The sequence below is a fragment of the Ruegeria sp. ABV4_181 genome, from assembly GCF_056158465.1.
The window spans coordinates 2,292,718-2,312,152 of record NZ_JBSWTI010000002.1 but is presented as its reverse complement, the minus strand read 5'-3'; the positions used below and the strand labels follow the sequence as shown (position 1 = coordinate 2,312,152).

At 59.5% G+C, this 19,435-nt stretch carries 16 protein-coding genes; 11 read left to right on the top strand and 5 right to left on the bottom strand.

What is annotated here, in order from left to right:
* The first annotated feature begins 160 nt into the window (after positions 1-160).
* Both ACXAC3_RS11430 and ACXAC3_RS11425 read left to right on the top strand, forming a co-directional pair.
* Positions 161-1,339 carry an efflux RND transporter periplasmic adaptor subunit gene (locus ACXAC3_RS11430; protein WP_475160064.1) on the top strand — a complete coding sequence of 393 codons (1,179 nt, stop codon included), beginning with the start codon at positions 161-163 and terminating at the stop codon, positions 1,337-1,339.
* 3 nt (positions 1,340-1,342) lie between these two features.
* Positions 1,343-4,480 carry an efflux RND transporter permease subunit gene (locus ACXAC3_RS11425; protein WP_475160061.1) on the top strand — a complete coding sequence of 1,046 codons (3,138 nt, stop codon included), beginning with the start codon at positions 1,343-1,345 and terminating at the stop codon, positions 4,478-4,480.
* A gap of 65 nt (positions 4,481-4,545) precedes the next feature.
* On the opposite strand, the gene glpD is transcribed toward ACXAC3_RS11425, so the two are convergent.
* Positions 4,546-6,120, bottom strand: coding sequence for a glycerol-3-phosphate dehydrogenase (gene glpD / locus ACXAC3_RS11420; RefSeq protein WP_475160056.1), 1,575 nt, complete (start codon positions 6,118-6,120; stop codon positions 4,546-4,548).
* A gap of 228 nt (positions 6,121-6,348) precedes the next feature.
* Here glpD and ACXAC3_RS11415 point away from each other — a divergent pair, with 228 nt between their 5' ends.
* The 6 genes from ACXAC3_RS11415 (at position 6,349) to ACXAC3_RS11390 (ending at position 11,098) form a co-directional block, all read left to right on the top strand.
* Positions 6,349-7,110, top strand: coding sequence for a DeoR/GlpR family DNA-binding transcription regulator (locus tag ACXAC3_RS11415; protein WP_475160051.1), 762 nt, complete (start codon positions 6,349-6,351; stop codon positions 7,108-7,110).
* 116 nt (positions 7,111-7,226) lie between these two features.
* A complete protein-coding gene (locus ACXAC3_RS11410; RefSeq protein WP_475160048.1) occupies positions 7,227-7,382 on the top strand; it encodes a DUF5993 family protein in 156 nt (51 codons plus the stop codon).
* A gap of 8 nt (positions 7,383-7,390) precedes the next feature.
* Positions 7,391-7,960 (top strand): disulfide bond formation protein B, encoded by a 570-nt coding sequence (locus tag ACXAC3_RS11405; protein ID WP_475160042.1) that lies wholly within the window; start codon positions 7,391-7,393, stop codon positions 7,958-7,960.
* A gap of 34 nt (positions 7,961-7,994) precedes the next feature.
* Positions 7,995-8,357 (top strand): DUF3302 domain-containing protein, encoded by a 363-nt coding sequence (locus tag ACXAC3_RS11400; protein WP_475160034.1) that lies wholly within the window; start codon positions 7,995-7,997, stop codon positions 8,355-8,357.
* Between the two features lie 21 nt (positions 8,358-8,378).
* The gene (locus ACXAC3_RS11395; protein WP_475160027.1) at positions 8,379-9,524 is read left to right on the top strand and encodes an HlyD family secretion protein; all 1,146 of its coding nucleotides are present in this window, start codon (positions 8,379-8,381) and stop codon (positions 9,522-9,524) included.
* 11 nt (positions 9,525-9,535) lie between these two features.
* Positions 9,536-11,098, top strand: coding sequence for an efflux transporter outer membrane subunit (locus ACXAC3_RS11390; protein WP_475160023.1), 1,563 nt, complete (start codon positions 9,536-9,538; stop codon positions 11,096-11,098).
* Positions 11,099-11,101: 3 nt separating this feature from the next.
* Here the strand turns inward: ACXAC3_RS11390 and mprF are convergent, their stop codons facing one another.
* On the bottom strand, positions 11,102-13,711 hold the full coding sequence (mprF, locus tag ACXAC3_RS11385; RefSeq protein ID WP_475160016.1) for a bifunctional lysylphosphatidylglycerol flippase/synthetase MprF: 2,610 nt from the start codon (positions 13,709-13,711) through the stop codon (positions 11,102-11,104).
* A 103-nt stretch (positions 13,712-13,814) separates the two neighbouring features.
* On the bottom strand, positions 13,815-14,243 hold the full coding sequence (locus ACXAC3_RS11380) for an Lrp/AsnC family transcriptional regulator (RefSeq protein WP_475160011.1): 429 nt from the start codon (positions 14,241-14,243) through the stop codon (positions 13,815-13,817).
* 86 nt (positions 14,244-14,329) lie between these two features.
* Between ACXAC3_RS11380 and rocF the strand changes: the two genes are divergently transcribed.
* Genes rocF through ACXAC3_RS11365 form a run of 3 tightly spaced genes read left to right on the top strand, consistent with a single transcriptional unit; the run spans position 14,330 to position 17,220 of the window.
* The gene (rocF, locus tag ACXAC3_RS11375; RefSeq protein WP_475160004.1) at positions 14,330-15,250 is read left to right on the top strand and encodes an arginase; all 921 of its coding nucleotides are present in this window, start codon (positions 14,330-14,332) and stop codon (positions 15,248-15,250) included.
* Complete coding sequence (gene ctlX, locus ACXAC3_RS11370) at positions 15,250-16,170, top strand: citrulline utilization hydrolase CtlX (RefSeq protein WP_475159997.1); 921 nt, start codon at positions 15,250-15,252, stop codon at positions 16,168-16,170. Before rocF ends, ctlX begins: the two co-directional genes overlap by 1 nt.
* Positions 16,171-16,176: 6 nt before the next feature.
* Positions 16,177-17,220: an ornithine cyclodeaminase gene (locus ACXAC3_RS11365; protein ID WP_475163416.1), complete on the top strand. Its 1,044-nt coding sequence runs from the start codon at positions 16,177-16,179 to the stop codon at positions 17,218-17,220.
* Positions 17,221-17,360: 140 nt separating this feature from the next.
* On the opposite strand, the gene ACXAC3_RS11360 is transcribed toward ACXAC3_RS11365, so the two are convergent.
* On the bottom strand, positions 17,361-18,764 hold the full coding sequence (locus ACXAC3_RS11360) for a TRAP transporter large permease (RefSeq protein ID WP_475159991.1): 1,404 nt from the start codon (positions 18,762-18,764) through the stop codon (positions 17,361-17,363).
* A 3-nt stretch (positions 18,765-18,767) separates the two neighbouring features.
* Positions 18,768-19,397 carry a TRAP transporter small permease gene (locus ACXAC3_RS11355; protein WP_475159984.1) on the bottom strand — a complete coding sequence of 210 codons (630 nt, stop codon included), beginning with the start codon at positions 19,395-19,397 and terminating at the stop codon, positions 18,768-18,770.
* Positions 19,398-19,435: the final 38 nt, after the last annotated feature.

Here is a 19,435-nt window from a genome sequence, read left to right as displayed (position 1 = left end):
CGCGGTGTCATAATAATTTCTGCAATTGCATTCACGTCCCGGGCGTCAACAAGGTTGAGAAATACACTCAAACCCGCCATCCTGACCCAAAGTTCCTGTGACTCGGTCCAAAGCTGACGGTTCGGGTTATGCGCATATTTACTTCAAAGAGGCCATTGCCATGTCCCTTGTATCGACGTTTTCCGGATACCGTCAAAAAGGCATCGTTGCCAGATTTCTGTGGCCATCCGCTGCTGTGATCTGCATCGGACTGGCACAGAGCGCATCGGCGCAGGATCAGGGCGAAGCTGCCCCGCCCAAAGTGTCAATTGCGGCTGCCTATTCACAGGAAATCACCGAAGAAGCGGTGTTCATCGGTCGTGCGGAAGCGCTGGAAAAGGCGGACATCGTCGCGCGCGTCAGCGGCTTTCTGGACAGTCAGAACGTCGAAGACGGCGCGCTGGTGAATGAGGGCGATCTGCTGTTCACCATCGAACCCGATTTGTATGAGGCGACGCTTGAAGCCCGGAACGCCGATCTGGACCGGGCCGAAGCCAGCCTGGAACTGGCCCGGGTGGAACTTGCGCGGAAAGAAGAACTGTACAAACGCGACGCCACACCAGAATCCGAACGCGACATAGCCCGTGCCAACGAACTGGTGGCCGAGGCCGAGGTCAAAGCCGCCAAGGCCGCCATCCAGCAGGCCGAACTGGATCTGAGTTACACGCAGATCCAGGCCCCGTTTACCGGCCGCATCGGTCGTGTCGCCATCAGCGTCGGCGACGTTGTCGGCCCGACAAATCCACCGCTGGTCAATATCGTCAGCGAAGCGCCGATCTACGTCAATTTTTCGCTGAACGAAAAGCAGTTCACCACGGTTTTGGAGACCTTTGGAGAAAACGCCGCCTCGCTGGCCGGCAGCGATCAGAGCCCGGTCGTCCGGGTCACCCTGCCCAACGGTACGGAACTGGAGGAAACCGGTACGATCGTTTTTGTCGACAACCGGATTGATCCGCTGACCGGTGCAATCTCGTTACGGGCCGAGTTTGACAATGCCGACCGGCTGATCATCGACGGCGCCTTCCTGAACGTGAACATCGAAGCGCTGGAACCCACTTTGGAGGTTTTGATCCCACAGGCCGCGCTTCAGCGGGACCAACGGGGTGAGTTCGTGCTGGTCGTCAACGACAAGCAGATGGTCGAACAACGCTATATCACCACGGGCGACACGGTGGAATCGGCGATCATCGTCAAGGATGGTCTGCGCGAAGGCGAAAGCGTGATCGTGGAGGGCCTGCAGAGGGTCCGGCCCGGCGTTTCTGTCGACGCGGTTGTCGCGTCTGAACAGCCGGGAGAATAACCGATGTTCTCAGCCCTGTTCATAAGCCGGCCCAAGCTGGCGCTTGTCATCTCGCTTGTCCTGACCATCATGGGCGGGATTGGCTATCTGGTGCTTCCGGTGGCGCAGTTCCCGGACATCACGCCGCCGGTGGTCAGTGTCACAACCACATATACCGGCGCGAATGCCGAAACGGTTGAAAACACCGTCGCCGCGCCGATCGAGGCGCAGGTCAATGGCGTGGACGACATGATCTATATGACGTCCACCTCCTCGGATAACGGCAACTACTCGCTGAATATCACTTTCGAGGTGGGCACCGATCCCGATATCGCATCGGTGAACGTTCAGAACCGGGTGGCCCAGGCCATGGCGTCGTTGCCGACCGAGGTCACATCCTCTGGCGTGGTCACGCAGAAGGCGTCGACCAACATGCTTTTGCTGGTAACGCTGACCTCGCCCAATGGCACCTATGACAGTGTATTTCTTTCCAACTACGCCTCGATCAACCTGAAGGACGCGCTGGCGCGGGTGCAGGGGGTCGGCAAGGCGGACGTGCTGACCAATCTGGAATATGCGATGCGGATCTGGATGGACCCCGACAAGATGGCAGCATTGTCCATCGCGCCGGGCGACGTGATCGACGCGATTCGCGAACAGAATGTCGAAGTGTCCGCAGGATCAATCGGCGCGCCCCCGGTTCCGGAAGGGCAGACGTTCCAATACACGATCAAGGCCAAGGGCCGGCTGACCTCGGCCGCCGAATTTGGTGACATTGTCATCCGGACCGGCGATGCCGGTTCGATTGTCCGGGTCCGGGACATTGCCCGCGTCGAACTTGGCGCCGAATATTATGCAGCGTCCGGGTATTTCGAAAGCGTACCCGCCACGGTCATCGGGATCTATCAGGCGCCCGGAGCCAACGCGCTTGCCGTGTCCGACCGGGTTGAGGCCGAATTGCAGAGGCTGTCGCGTTCGTTCCCGGATGATGTCGAATATCAGGTGCCGTTCAACACCACGGATTTTGTGGAACAATCGCTAAATGACGTGGTTTCAACGCTTATCCTGACCTTCATTCTGGTGATTTCGGTTGTGTTCCTGTTTCTCGGAAGCTGGCGTGCGACCATCATTCCGGCGGTTGCCATCCCCGTTTCGCTGATCGGCACCTTCGCCTTCCTGCTTGCCTTTGGCATGTCGCTGAACACTATCTCTCTGTTCGCGCTGGTGCTGGCAATCGGCATCGTCGTGGATGACGCCATCGTCGTGGTGGAGAACGTCGAACGGATCATCGCGGATGAAGGTCTGCCCCCTGCCGAGGCAACCCGCAAGGCTATGGGTCAGATCACCGGCCCCGTCATTGCGACCACGCTGGTGCTTTTGGCGGTGTTTGTTCCCGTTACCTTCATGCCCGGCATTTCAGGGCGGCTCTATTCGCAGTTTGCCGTTACGATCTCGACCGCGGTGGTGATCTCTTCGATCAACGCGCTGACTTTGTCCCCGGCCCTGTGCGGCTTGGTGTTGCGGGAACGGACAGGCCCGCCCAAGGGTCTGCTGGCCCTGTTCGAGAATTTTATCGGAACTGTCCGGCTGGGCTATGTCGCGATTGTGCGCAAGCTTCTGATCCTGCCGGTCATCGCTTTGGGCGTGATCGTTGCGCTGGCCATGGGCACGGGCACAATCATGTCCAACACGTCCAGCGGCTTCATCCCGCTGGAGGATAACGGGTATCTCTTCGTGGATATCCAATTGCCTGATGCCGCGACCCTGGAACGGACTGAGGCCGTATCCAGCCGCGTCGACGAGCAGATTCAGCAGATCCCCGGTGTGGCCAGCACGGTTCTCATCAACGGCTACTCGCTGCTCAACGGCACAATCACCAACGGGTCGGCGATCTTCGTGAACCTCGACAATTGGGACGAGCGGCAAGAGGATGACCTGAGCGCGAACGCCATTCTGGCCAAGATTCTGGCCATTGCCAACGGCGAGTCCGCCGCCTCGATCGTGGCTTTCAACCCGCCGCCCATTCAGGGCCTGGGCATGTCGGCCGGTGTCGAGATGGAGGTTCAGCAGACCGGCGGTGGCTCACCACAGGATCTGGCCTCGGCCGTGGGGTCCTTTGTCTATGCCGCCAACCAACGCCCGGAAATCGGACAGGCCTACACGACGTTCCGCGCGAACGTGCCGCAACTGTTCGTCAATCTGGATCGGGAAAAGGCCAAAACGCTGCAAGTGTCCGTGGCCGAAATTTTCCAGACCATGCAGGCGCAGCTGGGGTCCTATTACGTCAACGACTTCAACCTGTTCGGCCGCGTCTATCGCGTCATGATACAGGCGGACGGGTCTTATCGGGACAATGTCGAAGACATCGGGAACCTCTATGTCCGGTCCACCAAAGGGGAAATGGTGCCGCTTGCGACTTTGATCGACGTCGAAAACGTGCTGGGTCCGGTACTGCTGAAACGGCACAACCTGTTCCGTTCGGCGACCGTGACCGCCGTCCCGGCGCCTGGTCTGTCCAGCGGCGACGCGATCAATGTCATGACCGAGGAATCGGCGACCGCCCTGCCCCCGGGCTATGCGTTCGAATGGACCGGTACCGCCCAGCAGCAGTTGGCCTCGGGCAGTCTGGTGATTGTGATCCTCGGGCTGGCGATCCTGTTCGGATACCTGTTCCTGGTTGGCCAGTATGAAAGCTGGTCGATGCCAGTCTCGATCCTTCTGTCGGTGATTGTCGCGCTCTTTGGGGCGGTGGCCGCCGTGGCGATCGTGGGCAGCGATATCAACCTCTATACGCAGATCGGGATGATCATGCTTGTCGGTCTGGCGTCGAAGAACGGGATTCTGATTGTCGAGTTTGCGATGGAACAGCGGGCCAAGGGTCTGTCGATCAGGGACGCAGCCGCCGAAGCAGCCTTTCAGCGTTTTCGCGCGGTTATGATGACCGCGCTGTCCTTCCTGCTGGGCGTTGTCCCGCTGCTTGCGGCCAGCGGTGCCGGAGCGGCCAGCCAGAAGGCCATCGGTGTGGCTGTTTTCGGCGGTATGCTGGCTGCGACGCTAATCGGTGTGATTCTTGTACCGGTCCTCTATGCGATGATGCAGGGGCTGAGGGAGTGGATCAAAGGCACGAAAAACGATCCCGGGCCTTCGGAAAAGGCAGCCTGAGACAAATGAAAGCCCCGCCGAAATGGCGGGACTTTTCGCTTGTATTGTTGAACAAGGGCCTGAGTTTAGCTGCGGCGCTGGTCCATCCACTCCTGAAGGCGGGCTATTTGGTCACCGCTCAGCTTCAGGCCCAGCTTGTTCCGGCGCCAGACCACATCTTCAGCCCTGCGCGCGTATTCCTTGTCCATAAGCCATTCCACCTCGCGCGCAGTCAGGTTTGCCCCAAAACTGTCGCCCAGATCGTCCGCGGTTTGCGCCTCGCCCAGAATTACGCGCGCTTCGGTGCCATAAGCGCGCACCAGCCGTTCGGCCCAGGCCCGGTCCAGAAAGGCGTAGTCGGCCTCAAGCCCGGCCACAAGATCCTGCACCCCGTCAACGGGAAATTCACCGCCGGGCAGCGCAACACCCGCGGTCCAGGGGCCAGGCAGATCCGGGAAGTGTTCGCCAATTTTCTCCAGCGCACTTTCCGCCAGCCGCCGGTAGGTTGTTATTTTGCCGCCGAAAACGTTCAGCACCGGCGCCCCGCCCTGCGCATCCACCTTCAGGGTATAGTCCCGCGTTGCGGCGGTCGCGCTGCTGGCACCGTCATCGTACAAGGGACGAACCCCGGAATAGGTCCAGACGATGTCATCGCGTGTAACGGGGGATTTGAAGTATTTGGATGCGAATGCGCACAAATAGTCCTGCTCGGCCTCGGTACAGACCGGAGGTTCGGCAGGGTCCGGATGGTCCTGATCGGTTGTGCCGATCAGCGTGTAATCCCGCTCATAAGGTATAGCAAAGATGATGCGGCCGTCCTCGCCCTGAAAAAAGTAGCATTTGTCGTGGTCAAAGAGTTTGCGGGTCACGATATGGCTGCCGCGCACCAACCGCACACCTTCGCGCGAGTTCACATGGATTTTGGTCTGGATGATATCCCCTACCCAGGGACCGCCCGCGTTGACCAGCATTCTGGACTGAAACACGCGGGTTTCGTCCGTATCCCGATCCCGAACCGTGATTTCCCACAGTTCGCCCTCTCGCCGGGCCGAAAGGACCTCGGTGCGCACAAGGATATTCGCGCCGCGGGCTTCCGCGTCGCGGGCATTCAAGACGACCAGCCGAGAATCTTGGACCCAGCAATCGGAATATTCGTAGGCTGTCACGAACTTGTCCTGCAACGGCGCGCCCTCCGGGGATGCAGACAGATTCACCAACGACGTACCCGGCAGGATCTTGCGCCCCCCCAGATTGTCATACAGGAACAATCCCAAACGGATCAGCCAGGCAGGTCGCCGCCCTTTCATCCAAGGCATGACCGTACTCAGAAGGCGTGAAGTCGGGGTTTCCGAGTCGAACCGCATATCCGCGTGGAACGGAAGCACAAACCGCATCGGCCAGCTGATATGCGGCATCGCCCGCAACAGCGTTTCCCGCTCGATCAGGGCTTCGTGGACCAGGCGGAACTCAAAATATTCAAGATAGCGCAGACCGCCGTGGAACAGCTTGGTCGAAGACGATGATGTCGCCGACGCCAAATCGTTCATTTCCGCCAGGGTGACGGACAATCCCCGCCCTGCCGCGTCGCGGGCGATACCGCATCCGTTGATCCCACCACCGATGATGAAAAGGTCGGTTACCTGATCGTTTTGCTGTTCCATATCCGGATGATTCCCCACTGTGGAAAACGCGCGCTCATTAACGCGGTGAAGGCTCGGTTCGTCAATGTTGATTTTCGTTTTTTTTCGCTTTTGATATGCCCGCATCGGCGAAAAACTGAAAAGTGCACCAGAAAGTTATCTTTTCCGTAGCCCACACTCATTACAGAACCCTTGCATTTTGAACCAAAGGGAACAAAAACGAATACAGCGGATCAACCGGAGCGGAGCATGTCACTTTCCTTTCGACAGTCGGACATTCTGAACATTGCCAAACAGGACGGCCGGGTGATGGTCGAGGACCTGGCGGTGAAATTCGGTGTGACGGTGCAGACCATTCGCCGGGATCTGTCCGATCTTGCCGATATGGGTAAGCTGGACCGGGTGCATGGTGGCGCGGTGCTGCGGTCCGGCGTGTCCAATATCGGGTACGAGGATCGTCGCGCACTGAATTCCGAAGCCAAGGCTCGCATCGCCCAAAGATGCGCGCAGGATATCCCTGACGGAGCTTCCGTCTTTATGAATATCGGCACATCGACCGAGGCCGTCGCCCGCCAGATGTTGTCGCACAAGGACCTGATGGTGGTGACCAACAACATGAACGTGGCCAACATCCTTGTCGAAAACCCTGATTGCCGGATCGTTGTCGCCGGTGGCGTTCTGCGCCGCTCGGACGGGGGGTTGATCGGAAATCTGACCATATCCACCATCGAGCAGTTCAAGTTCGATCACGCGATCATCGGATGTTCGGCCCTGGATTTTGAAGGCGATCTGATGGACTTCGACTTTCAGGAGGTGCGCGTCAGCCAGACCATCATCGCTCAGGCTCGCCGGACCTGCCTTGTGGCCGATCAGTCAAAGTTTCAGCGAACCGCCCCTGCGCGCATCGCCTCTCTTTCCGAGGTCGACGTGTTCTACACCGATGAAGCCCCGCCCAAGGGTCTGGCCCGCAAGTGCGCCGCGTGGAAGACGCAGATTACCGTGTGCGGCTGAGACCCGGACGACTCGCATTATACGAGAACAGCGCATACCGGTTCTTGCCAGAGGCACATTCACCTGACACTATCCGTTAACATGGCAATCGTCGCACGGGAGGGGAGGACCGGGCCATGATAGCGCTTTTGTTTGCGTTACTTACAGCCACGATGGGGCTGAACTATTACCAAAGAACCACCGCGGCCAACGTGCTGTTCTTTTTCACGCTGGCGTTGAGCGTGTATTGGCTGAAGTTTCACGCCACCAGCCAGTTGACCATTCAGTTGTAGGGGCCGCAATGACTCCTGAACTGTCACGAACCCTGAATGCGCTTGGTATGCTGGCCGTCAGCCTTGTCTTGTCGCTGGCCTATATCTATCAGTTGAAACTCTACGAACTGCCCTGCCCCCTGTGCCTGCTGCAAAGGGTTGGCTTTGTGGCAGTTGGCGTTGGTCTGGGTCTGAACTTGCTATACGGCGCGCGCCCGCGGCACTATGCCATCATGCTGATCGCCGCGCTTTATGGCGGCAGCGTGTCCGTCCGCCAGATCCTGTTGCACATCGTTCCGGGCACCGGCCATTACGGCTCACCCGTATTGGGGCTGCACTACTACACCTGGGCGGCCATCTGCTTTTTTCTGATCGTACTTGGAACGGCGGTCATGCTGCTGTTCGATCGCCAATATGCAAACAGCACCGACACGCAGCCGCGCTTTGGTGGCAGTATGCTGGCCAAGGTTACCTTTTTCATCATGCTGGGTCTGGCGGCGCTGAACGCGGGCACGACACTGCTGGAATGCGGTCCGGGAATTTGTGCCGACCCGCCGACCAGCTACAAATTGATTGACGAAGTGGGTGGCAACGGCTGAGGATAGGTCAACCTTCCCAAAAGGAGGCACGAGCATGGGCTTATTGGGGCAGCCGCTGGGCTACTATGACTATCTGACGTTCGTGGCGTTGATCCTGTTGCTGATCGCGGTGATGGCATTGTTTCTGTTCATCATGGGATTGCCGGGGCGCATCGCGATCAAACGCAACCACCCGCATGCCGAGGCCGTCAAAATCATGGGCTGGATGGGGTTTCTGGCCATCGTCCCGTGGGTACACGCCTTTATCTGGGCGTTCCACGACGGGACAACCGTCGATATCCGTCGCATGCCCGACGATGAACGCGACGCGGTACGCAAGGAAATCAAACGGTTGGGCGGCACGCTCAACGAAGAATATCGCGACCCGCTGGACCCCGACGAGACGCAGAAGAGCTAAGGCCAAAGGAAGTCACAGAATATGTTTGTTGCCCTCGGCATTACGCTGTTCTACATCATTTTCGTTTGGTTCATTTTCTTCAAGGCGAAGTGGCTGAAATTCAATATCACCTGGGGAATCGTGTCCTTTTGGGTGGGCGCACACCTGCTGTTGATCTTTCTGGTCGCCCTGCGCTTTTTTCAACCCTTTTCGCTCGACAGCCACGTTGTCCGCTCGACCATCCAGATCGTGCCCCGCCTGACCGAACCGACCATCCTGACAGAAGTGCTGGTCGAACCGAATACCGAGGTCAGGAAGGGCGACCCGCTTTATCGTTTCGACGACACAGTCTTCGCGCTTGAGGTAGAAGAGGCGACCGCGCAACTGGTCGCAGCCCAGCAGAACGCCAAAATCCTTGAACAGGATGTGATTGTCGCCGCTGAGGCCGTCGAACGTGCGAATGCGCAGCTGGCCTATGCGCAGACACAGCAGGCGCGGTATGAAAATCTGGTCCCTGCCGGCGGGGCGCGTCAGGACGAACTGGATCGCTGGAACGAACAGGTCACCGAAGATCAGGCACAGATCAAAGAGGCCGAGGCCAATCTGGAAAAGGCCGAGCTGGCGCTGAACTCTCAGATCGACGGGGTGAACACCGGTATCCTTCAGGCACAGGCGCAGTTGGAAAAGGCGCAGTATTTCCTGAACAATACTACGATCTACGCCCCCGAAGACGGTATGATCGTCTCGCAACAGGCGCGACCGGGCCTGGTGGTCGGCGATATTCGACTGGGTGCAATCGCCAGTTTTGTGACCAAGGAAAACCCCTATATCCTGGCCACTTATCGCCAGCAGAACTTGAAATTTGTCGAGCCGGGTCAGGAGGTTGAGGTTGCCCTTGACCTGTATCCCGGCGAAATTCTCACCGGCAAGGTCGAAGCGATCTGGTGGGCCACACGACAAGGTCAGTATCTGCCCTCGGGCCGCCTGCCCGGGTTTGAACTGCCGAAACTGCCCGGACGTATCGCAGTGCAGATATCGGTCGATATCCCTGATGGCCACACTTTCCCCGCAGGGGGTCACGCAGCGGTAGCAATCTATACGGGTCAGGGCAAAAGCTTTGAATTCCTGCGGCGCATCAATATCCGCCTTTATTCTTTCGCCAACTTCATCCGACCACTGGATATCTGAGGACGCATGATATGATCCGGGCCAAACTTCATCGCAGCCTGATCGGCACCGCCCTTTGCGCCGCCCTGCTGGCGGGTTGCGCTCCGGTTGGTCCGGATTTCGTGCGCCCGAACTCTCCGGTGATGAAGCAATGGATCGAGGTGAACAGTCCCAGCACCGGCGCCGGCGGCCTGACCTCGCGCAGCGCGCCAGTGGTGAAATGGTGGGAAACGTTCAACGATCCGACCCTGAACAAACTGATCGCCGAAGCCTACGCCCAAAACCTTGATCTTCAGGTGGCCGGAGCCCGCGTGTTGCAGGCCCGCGCACAGCTTGGCATCGCGTTCGGAGAACTTTATCCGCAATCGCAGGCCATCGGCGGTTCCATCCAACGCCGCCAAATCAGCGAAAACCTGGGGCCGATTTCGGACATTCGCCGGATCATTCCGCTGGATACGGAATTTTCAACCTCGCAGGTGGGCTTCGATGCCCAATGGGAGCTGGATGTCTGGGGTCAGCAACGCCGCGGCGTGCAGGCGGCCCGATCCAATCTGGCGCTACAGGTCGCCAATTATGACGACGCTTTGGTCACCCTGACCGGAGATGTGGCGGCCCTTTATGTCAATATCCGCGCGTTGCAGGAATCTCTGGCCGTTGCGCGCGACAACATACAGCTGCAACAGGAATCCGCTGACCTGACCCAGTTACGTTTTGACAACGGCGTTACGACGGAACTGGACGTGCAGGAATCCACGGCGCTGCTGAACAACACCAAAGCGCTGGTGCCCGAGATTGAAAGTGACATTCAGCAAGCCAAGAATGCGCTGGCCGTGCTGCTGGGAACGACACCTTCGCGCATGACCGGCCTTTTGGGTAACGCGGGGCGCATTCCGTCCGCGCGGTCCAATGTGGCCGTTGGCGTACCCGCGGAACTGCTGCGCCGCCGCCCGGATGTGCGCGCGGCGGAACTTGCGGCGGCCACACAATCGGCTCAGGTCGGGATTGCGCTGGCGGATCTGTATCCGCAGTTCATCCTGTCCGGCTCTATCGGTCTGCAGGCTTCCGGCGGGCGGGATCTGTTTTCGTCGTCCAGTTCCACGGGACTGGCGAATGCCGGCGTCGTCTGGAACGTGCTGAACTACGGACGGATCAAGAATAATGTGCGCGCGCAGGATGCGGCCTATCAGGCGCTGATCGCCAACTATCAGAACACCGTTCTGACCGCCTATTCCGAAGTTGAAAGCGCCATGGTCGCCTATGCGCAGTCGCGCAAACAGGTGGGCTTTTATGAAAACAGCGTCACAGCCTCGCGCAAGGCGGCCGAGATCGCCGTGGATCAGTATCGCGACGGCATCGCCGACTATTCCCGTATTTTGAACACGCAAACCGCGTTGCTGCGTTCGCAGGCCAATCTGATCCAGGCACGACAGCAAGTGTCGAGCAATCTGGTCGCTGTCTACAAAGGCTTGGGGGGCGGCTGGCAAATCCGGCAGAATCAGGAATTCCTACCGGAAACCGTGCTGGCCGAGATGGCCTACCGGACCGATTGGGGCGATCTTCTGGAGGAAACCCCGACCCGCGCCAGCCTGAACTGACCGTTATTTCGTCAGCCCGCGCAGCCCGCCCGAGATCAGGATGTTAACTTCGTACAGGATCCGCGGGGCAGCCAACCCGCCGGGGCTGGCCAGATAGTTCGGGCTCCACTCCGGTTCGAATTTCTGTTTGAAGGACCGCAGCCCCTCAAAGTGATAGAATTGCTCGCCATGTTCGTAAACGAACCCGCCGATGCGGTTCCACAGCGACGCCAGCTGCCGGTTCTCGATCCCCGAAAACGGTGCCGCGCCCAGCGAAAACCACCGGAACCCCTGCTCTGCCCCCCATGCCATCATTTCCGCGAACAAGGCGTCCATGACGAAACTTGGGCTGTCGGGTTCATACCGCATCAGGTCCAGCGACAGCTCGGATTTATGGCCACCCTGAAACAAATTGGCAAAGGCGACGATCTGGCCGGTGTCGCCATTCCGCAGCACCGCGTGATCAAAGTAGGACAGATATTGGTCGTCAAAACCGCCCAGGGCGAACCCTTTTTCTTCGCCGGCCTTCCGCTCAAGCCAGTCGTCCGAAATCTTTCGCAACTCGGGCAGCACCGGGGCCAGCTTATCCTTTGGTATGATCTCGAACACGTACCCCTCACGCTCGGCCCGGTTTTTAGCCTGCCGGAATCGCTTGCGCGACTTGCCGTCCAGCGAGAAATCCTTTAGCGGCACGCGCGCGACTTCGCCGATTTTCAGGATGGACAGGCCCAGATCCAGAAAGGTCGGCAGGTATTTGGTGGATACGCTGTAGAATGCACACAGCTTGCCTTCGCGGTCTGCCATTTCACGCAGTTGCCAGATCAACTGCTTCCCGGCGGCTTCATCACCCACAGGTTCGCCTTTGGTGATCAGCGCGTTGCCGGTATCGGCATAAGCCAGAAACGCGGTTTCATCGGGTGAGATCAGGAACTGCTTGTCGCCCGTCAGCGAGATTTGGGATTCGGTGTCTTCGCATTCCATCACCAGACGTTCGACGACAGGCGGAATCTCGGTTCGTACCGGCGGCGGGATGTCGCGCCCGAACAGGGAATTCACCGCGACCACGCCAAGAATGACTGCAACTACTAGGCTGGACCGTAAAAAGCGCGAGGCATCGCCGTTCCAGGCGAATTCCCACCACAGGGAGTTCTGATACTCGACATGTGAATAGGCAAACAGCCCGACCCAGAAAACGACGGCCAACAGAGCGATGACGCTGACCAGCCAGGGGATGTTCAGCCGAAAGATCGATGCGCCGCTGACGCGATAGAACGCGCCCCGGAACATGGCCAGCAGCGCAATGGTGCCCAGCATGCTGATCGCCTCGTGGGTATCCAGCCCCTTGGCCAGCGACGCTGCAAATCCGGCCACCATCAACAACATGGCTACGGCCCAGGCGCGGTAGAGTTTTCGGAACAACCCGCGCGACACGAGGATCAGCAGGACCCCTACGGCGCTGCCGACCAGATGTGAGGCTTCGACAAAAGACAGGGGCAGGAATTCTCGCAGCGCCCCAAGGTTCTGACTGCTGGAGGGCAGCGCCCCGGACACTAGCAGGATGACCCCGGCCACCGCAGCGATCCCGGCCGCGACCATCGGAACAATCGGGCGGATGACACGGTAGACCCAGGTCGCGGCACCGCTGATGTGATGGCGGTGCGTCATGGCCGACGCAACGGCGATGGACAAGCTTGCGATTGCAAAGGGCAAGAAAGTGTAAACCAGCCGGTACAGCAACAATGCCGCGATGACGTCAGACCGCCCCGAGGCGCCCAGCCCCGCGATCAGCGTCGCCTCGAATGCGCCGATCCCGCCGGGCGCATGGCTCAGGATGCCGACGGCAATCGCCCCGATATAGATCGTAAAGAAATAGGGATAGCCGACACCCAGATCATCCGGCATCAGCACGTATAGCGTCATCGACGCCCCAAACAGATCGCCGACCGCCGCCAGGGTCAGCAGGCCCGCCAGCTTGCCGCCGGGCAAATTGAACCCGACCCCGCCATAGGCCAGTCTGCGCCCGCCCTTCGCCAGCCAGAGGAACAGGGTCGCGACACCTGCCAGCAGGCAGATCCCGATCACCGTTTCCGTGGTTTCACTGATGGGCAGAACCTTCGCGATCCCGTCCGGATGCAGGGTCAGAAGAATGCCAAGCAGCAGCACAAAGCCGGACCAGAACGCAATCCACGAGGTCGCGATGACTCCGGCAACCCGGCTGAGGTCCAGACCCAGTGAGGCATAGATGCGGTACCGGATCGCTGTACCCGTGATGTAGGAAAACCCAAGGCAGTTTGAAACGGCATAGCCGCTGGCGCCGGCCATGCCCGCAACGGGCAGAGGAACCTTACCCTCGGCCACGCTTTGAACGGCAAACACATCATACATGGACAGGGACAGAAAACTGAAGCAGGTCCAGCACAGCGCGAAAAACATCAGTTTCCACGATGTATTGGCGACGTCCTTCTGAACGTCGGACCATTTCACATGCGAAGACAATTCGTGCAGCACCGTCAGCGCGATCAGGGTCACCAGGATCGGAATCGCGATTTTGACCCACGGCTTTTCCAGAAATCCGGTCACCCGCTCGGCCCAGCGAAGGGCCCAGAGTTCTTCCCCTGTTTCCTGATTGGTCATCGTGTATCCCTGCTCTTCAGGCGCTGCATCACTCCTGCACGCGGCCGGTCCGCGCCGGGCAACTCTTGCACAATTTCTTTGAAGCTCAAAGCGCTACGCAGGTTCAGACCCGCCCTTTGCGCGTGGACAGCAGCAGGTTGGTCTCGGACCGGGTTATCCCCTCCATCCGCCGGATCTGGAACAGAACTTCGTCCAGTTCGGCCAGGGTTTCTGTCCCGATCTCGGCGATCAGATCCCAACTGCCGTTGGTGGAATGAACAGCGCGCACCTGACGCATGGCGGCAATCCTGGCCATCGTGCGTTCGGTTCCCCGACCTTCGATTTCCAGCATCATCAGACCCCGAACCGGGCTTTGCGCCACGTCCTGCCGTGTGAGAACGGTGAACCCAACAATCTCGCCCGACTGCTTCAGGCGCTGCAGTCGGCTGCGCACTGTTGTGCGGGTCACGCCCAGCGTTTCCGCAAGCTCGGACAGCGATGCCCGCGCATCCCGGTGCAGCGCATTAAGCAGCCTGCTATCCAAATCGTCCATGTCAGCTTCTCATTTCGTGCCTCTTGGTTTCATTTTGAACATTTTGATGTCTTCTCGCAAGCCATCCCGACGAATTAGATAACCATATGGATATCGAACACGTAATTTTGGTTGGTGCCCCGATGGACGCGGGAAAGCGTCGTCAGGGGTGCCGCATGGGACCAGACGCCTATCGGGTTGCCGGTCTCGAACAGGCCCTGTCCGATCTGGGGCATCGCGTCACGGATATCGGTGACGTCCGGCCGGATGACACAACGGTGACCGAGCACGCACATCTGTTCGCCCTGCCGGAATGCATCGGTTGGACCAGCGCCCTGAGCCGCGCAGCGCAAGAGGCGGCGCCCAACGGTTTGCCGATTTTCATGGGCGGCGATCATGCCCTGTCGATGGGCACTGTCGCGGGCATGGCCGCCCATGCCGATCAGATCGGGCGACCCTTGTTCGTGCTATGGCTGGACGCGCACAGCGATTTCCATACCCCCGACAGCACCGGCAGCGGCAACCTGCATGGCACCCCGGTCGCCTATTTTACCGGGCAATCCGGTTTCGACGCCTTTCCGACAGTACCCGCGCCGATCCCCACGGATCGTGTGGGCATGATCGGCCTGCGGTCGGTCGATCCCGCCGAGCGCGCCAAGCTGGAGCAGGACCACGCAATGCTGGCGGACATGCGCAGCATCGACGAACACGGGATCAAAGCCCCACTTATGGCTTTTCTGGACCGGGTTCGCGCCGCCAATGGTTTGCTGCATGTCTCATTGGATGTCGATTTCCTCGACCCTTCGATCGCGCCGGCGGTCGGCACTACCGTTCCGGGTGGCGCGACCGAACGCGAAGCCCATCTGGTGATGGAATTGCTGCACGAAAGCGGGGTTGTCGGCTCGTTGGATCTGGTCGAACTGAACCCGTTTCTGGACGAACGGGGGCGCACAGCCAAACTGATGGTCGATCTGGCTGCCTCGCTTCTGGGCCGCCGTATCTTTGACCGCCCGACCCGGAGTTTCTGATGCAATCCCTGCAAGCGCCCTCATCCGTCGTAATGATCCGCCCGCACGCGTTCGCCTCGAACCCGGAAACGCGCGACGACAATGCCTTTCAGACCCTCGCCGACAGATCGGCCGCCGCAACCTCTGCCGAGGCGCGTGCCGAGCATGACAGGGCTGTGGAACTGCTGCGCGGCGCAGGAATCACGGTGCATGTTTTCGACGATCACGGCCAGTTCGACACGCCGGACAGCGTTTTTCCGAACAACTGGTTTTCCACCCATCCCGGCGGGCACGTCGCGATCTACCCGATGTTCGTACCCTCCCGCCGGCGCGAACGTCGGCCCGACGTCATCGAAATGCTGAAGCAGGAATACCGCGTTCAGGATGTGATCGACTATTCCGGGCTGGAGCAGGATAAACTGGCGCTGGAAGGCACTGGCGCAATGGTTCTGGATCATGTTGGCCGCGTCGCCTACACGGTCAAATCCAACCGCGCCGATCCCGTCCTGCTGGAGCGGTTCTGCACCCATTTCAACTATGAACCCATCGTGTTCGAAGCACAGGATGCCGAAGGCCGTGACGTGTACCACACCAATGTCCTGATGGGCATCGGGACCGAATACGCCTTGATCTGTCTGGACATGATCACCGATCCCGAGCGGCGGGCAACCGTAAAGGCCCGGCTGGAGGAAACCGGTCGCACTGTCATCGACCTGTCCCACGAACAGATCGGCGAGTTTGTCGGCAACGCGATCGAACTGAGCGGCCAATCCGGGCTGGTTCTGGCACTGTCCAACCGGGCGCTGGCATCGCTGACCCCGGAACAAATCGCAATCATCGAAGCCAGCGCGACGCCGCTGCCGCTTTCGGTGCCCACAATCGAAACCGCAGGTGGATCTGTGCGCTGCATGATTGCCGGCATCCATCTTTCGCGCCGATAGGAGGCCATCATGCAACCTTCCGACAAAGCCCTGGTGCCGTTTGTTTCCGTCGACAACATGATGCGGCTGGTGCATCACATTGGTCTCGAACGGATGATCACCCAGATTGCGGCCCAAATCGAATCCGACTTCAAACGGTGGGAGAGCTTCGACAAGACCCCGCGCATTCCTGCCCACTCGCCTCATGGGGTGATCGAGTTGATGCCCACCTCGGATGGCGAGGCCTACGGGTTCAAATACGTCAACGGCCACCCCAAGAACACATCCGAGGGGCTGCAGACTGTGACCGCATTTGGCCTGCTGGCGGATGTCTATACCGGCTATCCCACCCTGCTGACCGAGATGACGATGCTGACCGCGCTGCGTACGGCCGCGACCTCGGCGCTGGTGGGTCGCTATCTGGCCCCGAAATCCGCAACGGTCATGGCCATGATCGGCAACGGCGCGCAATCGGAATTCCAATGTCTGGCCTTCAAGGCGATGTGCGGAATTACAACCGTCCGCCTCTATGACACAGACAGCGGAGCAACCGAAAAATGCGCGGCAAACCTGCAAGGCAAGGGCCTGACGGTCGTGCCCTGCACAACGCCCGAAGAGGCGATCGAGGGCGCGCAAATCATCACGACCTGCACCGCGGACAAGAAATACGCCACCATCCTGACGGATAACATGGTCGGGCCGGGCGTGCACATCAACGCCATTGGCGGTGACTGCCCGGGCAAAACCGAACTGCACCGCGATATCCTGCTGCGGTCGGATATTTTCGTTGAATACCCCGAACAGACCCGGATCGAAGGGGAGATTCAGGCACTGGATGACGATCACCCTGTGACCGAGATGTGGCAGGTCATGACCGGCCAGGCCGAAGGACGCCGCGACAACCGTCAGATCACCCTGTTCGACAGCGTTGGCTTTGCGATCGAGGACTTCTCGGCCCTGCGCTACGTCAAATCTGCAATCGAAGGCACAGAGTTCTTTGAACCCCTCGACATGCTGGCCGACCCGGACGATCCGCGCGATCTATTCGGAATGTTGATGCGGGCAGAATAGCGCACCGACAGGGGGCTCTGCCCCCGCCGCCTTCGGCGTCTCCCCCGAGGTATTTGCAGCCAGATGAAGTGAGGATCCCCTGCTTCATCTGGCTCTAAATACCTCGGAGCGCGAGGCAGAGCCTCGCAAAATACCCCAGCTCACCCGGCAAGCGACGGTAGGTACAGAACAATTGCGGGGAAAGCGACAAGCAGCGCAATGGTGACGGCGTCTGCGACGAAGAACGGTGTCACGCCTTTGAACACGTCCTGCACGCTCAGGTCCGGGCGCACGCCTGCAACGACGAAACAGTTCAGACCGATGGGCGGCGTGATCAGGCAGAACTCGGCCATCTTGACGACCAGAATACCAAACCAGATCGCACACATTGGACCCGACATGCCAAAGGCGCTGTCGGCGGCACTGACGGTCTCACCACCATTCAGGGCCATGACGGCCGGATACACGACAGGCAGCGTCAACAGCAACATTCCGATGGCGTCCATGAACATGCCCAGGACCGCATAAGCCAGCAGGATACAGATCAGGATCAGCATCGGCGACATTTCCAGGGACGTAATCCAGTCGGAAAACACGCCCGGCAGATCTGCAAAGCCCAGGAACCGCACATAAATCAGGACACCCCAGATGATCGAAAAGATCATCGCCGTCAGCTTGGCTGTTTCCAGCAGGGCCGATTTAAGTTCTGTCCAGCGCATGCCGTGGAACAGGGCAAAACAGAAGACAATGAAGGCGCCAATCGCCCCACCCTCGGTCGGCGTACCCCAGGCTTTTTCACCGAACGGGTTGTAGACAAAGCAGATGATGATCAGGATCACCGCCACGATCGGGAACGCACCGGGCAAGGATGCGAACCGCTGCTTCCACGTAAATCCGGTAACCGGCGGCCCGACCGACTTGAAGATGACCGCGATCCCGACAATCAGCAGCCCATAAACCACGGCTGAAAACGCGCCGGGAATGAACCCGGCCAGCAGCAGTTTTCCTACATCCTGTTCCACGATGATCGCGTAAATCACAAGAATGGCCGACGGTGGGATCAGCGAGGCCAGCGTACCGCCGGCGGCGACGACCCCGGCCGCGAATTGCTTGTTATAACCGACCTTCAACATCTCGGGGATCGCGATCCGGGCAAAAACGGCGGACGTGGCCACCGAGGCGCCGGAAACGGCAGCGAATCCGGCTGTAGCGAAAACGGTCGAGACCGCCAGCCCGCCCGGCACCCACGCGACCCAGCGCTTGGCGGCTTCGAAAAGGGCGCGGGTCAATCCGGCATAATAGGCCAGATAGCCGATCAGAATGAAGGTCGGGATCAGGCTGAGCGTGTGTGCAGCAACCTTGGAATGCGGCACCTGCCCTGCCGTTTTGACGGCGACAGTCAGCGCTTTGCCGAACCGATCGGGGTCATAGCCGAATTTGGCCCAGAATATCCAGATCAGCCCCACCAGCCCGGCCAGACCCGCCGCAAACGCCACGCGCATGCCAGTGACGACCAGAACCAGCAGACCACCCGTGACCCACAGGCCGATATCAATCGTGTCCATCTGCTAGTCCTGCCCTTCGAACTGCTCGGCCTCGGCGGCGGCCTGTGCGGCAGTGTCCTGAATCAGCGGCACCGCAACCGGGTTTTCCAGACCCAGCACAAAGGCACGGCCATAGCCCCAGACCTGAAGCGCAAGACGGAGACAAAGCACGGAAAACGCAACCGGCGCCAGCAGTTTGGCAGGCCAAAGCGGGATGCCGATGTCGATTGAGCTGTCGCGGCTCCAAAGTGGCGCGCCGAAATCAAAAGACCGGTCGAAATGAGACCAGCTGCCCCAGACCAGCGCCAGCATCAGCACAAGGATCAGGATCACCGAGATCAGTTCGAACAGCCAAAGTGCCCTGCCATGCAGGCGCGAGATGACGATATCCATCCGGATATGCCCGCCATCGCGTTGCACAAATGAAACGCCCAGAAAAGCAATCAGCGGCATGGCCTGTTCGATCCAGTCCACATAACCCGGCAGAGGTGCGTTAATCGCGTTCCTACCGCTGACCGAAACAACTGCCAGCACCATCAACCCGAATACGGCGATTCCGCTGATCAGCGCCAGAAAACGCTCTGCCTGCAATAGTTGACGATCCATCCGGCTAAGGCGGCTGCCATCTTCAAGCACCGTGGCCTGTCCTGCCATTCCGGTGTTCCCCTGTCTTGTAATTGGTGTCCGGGTGC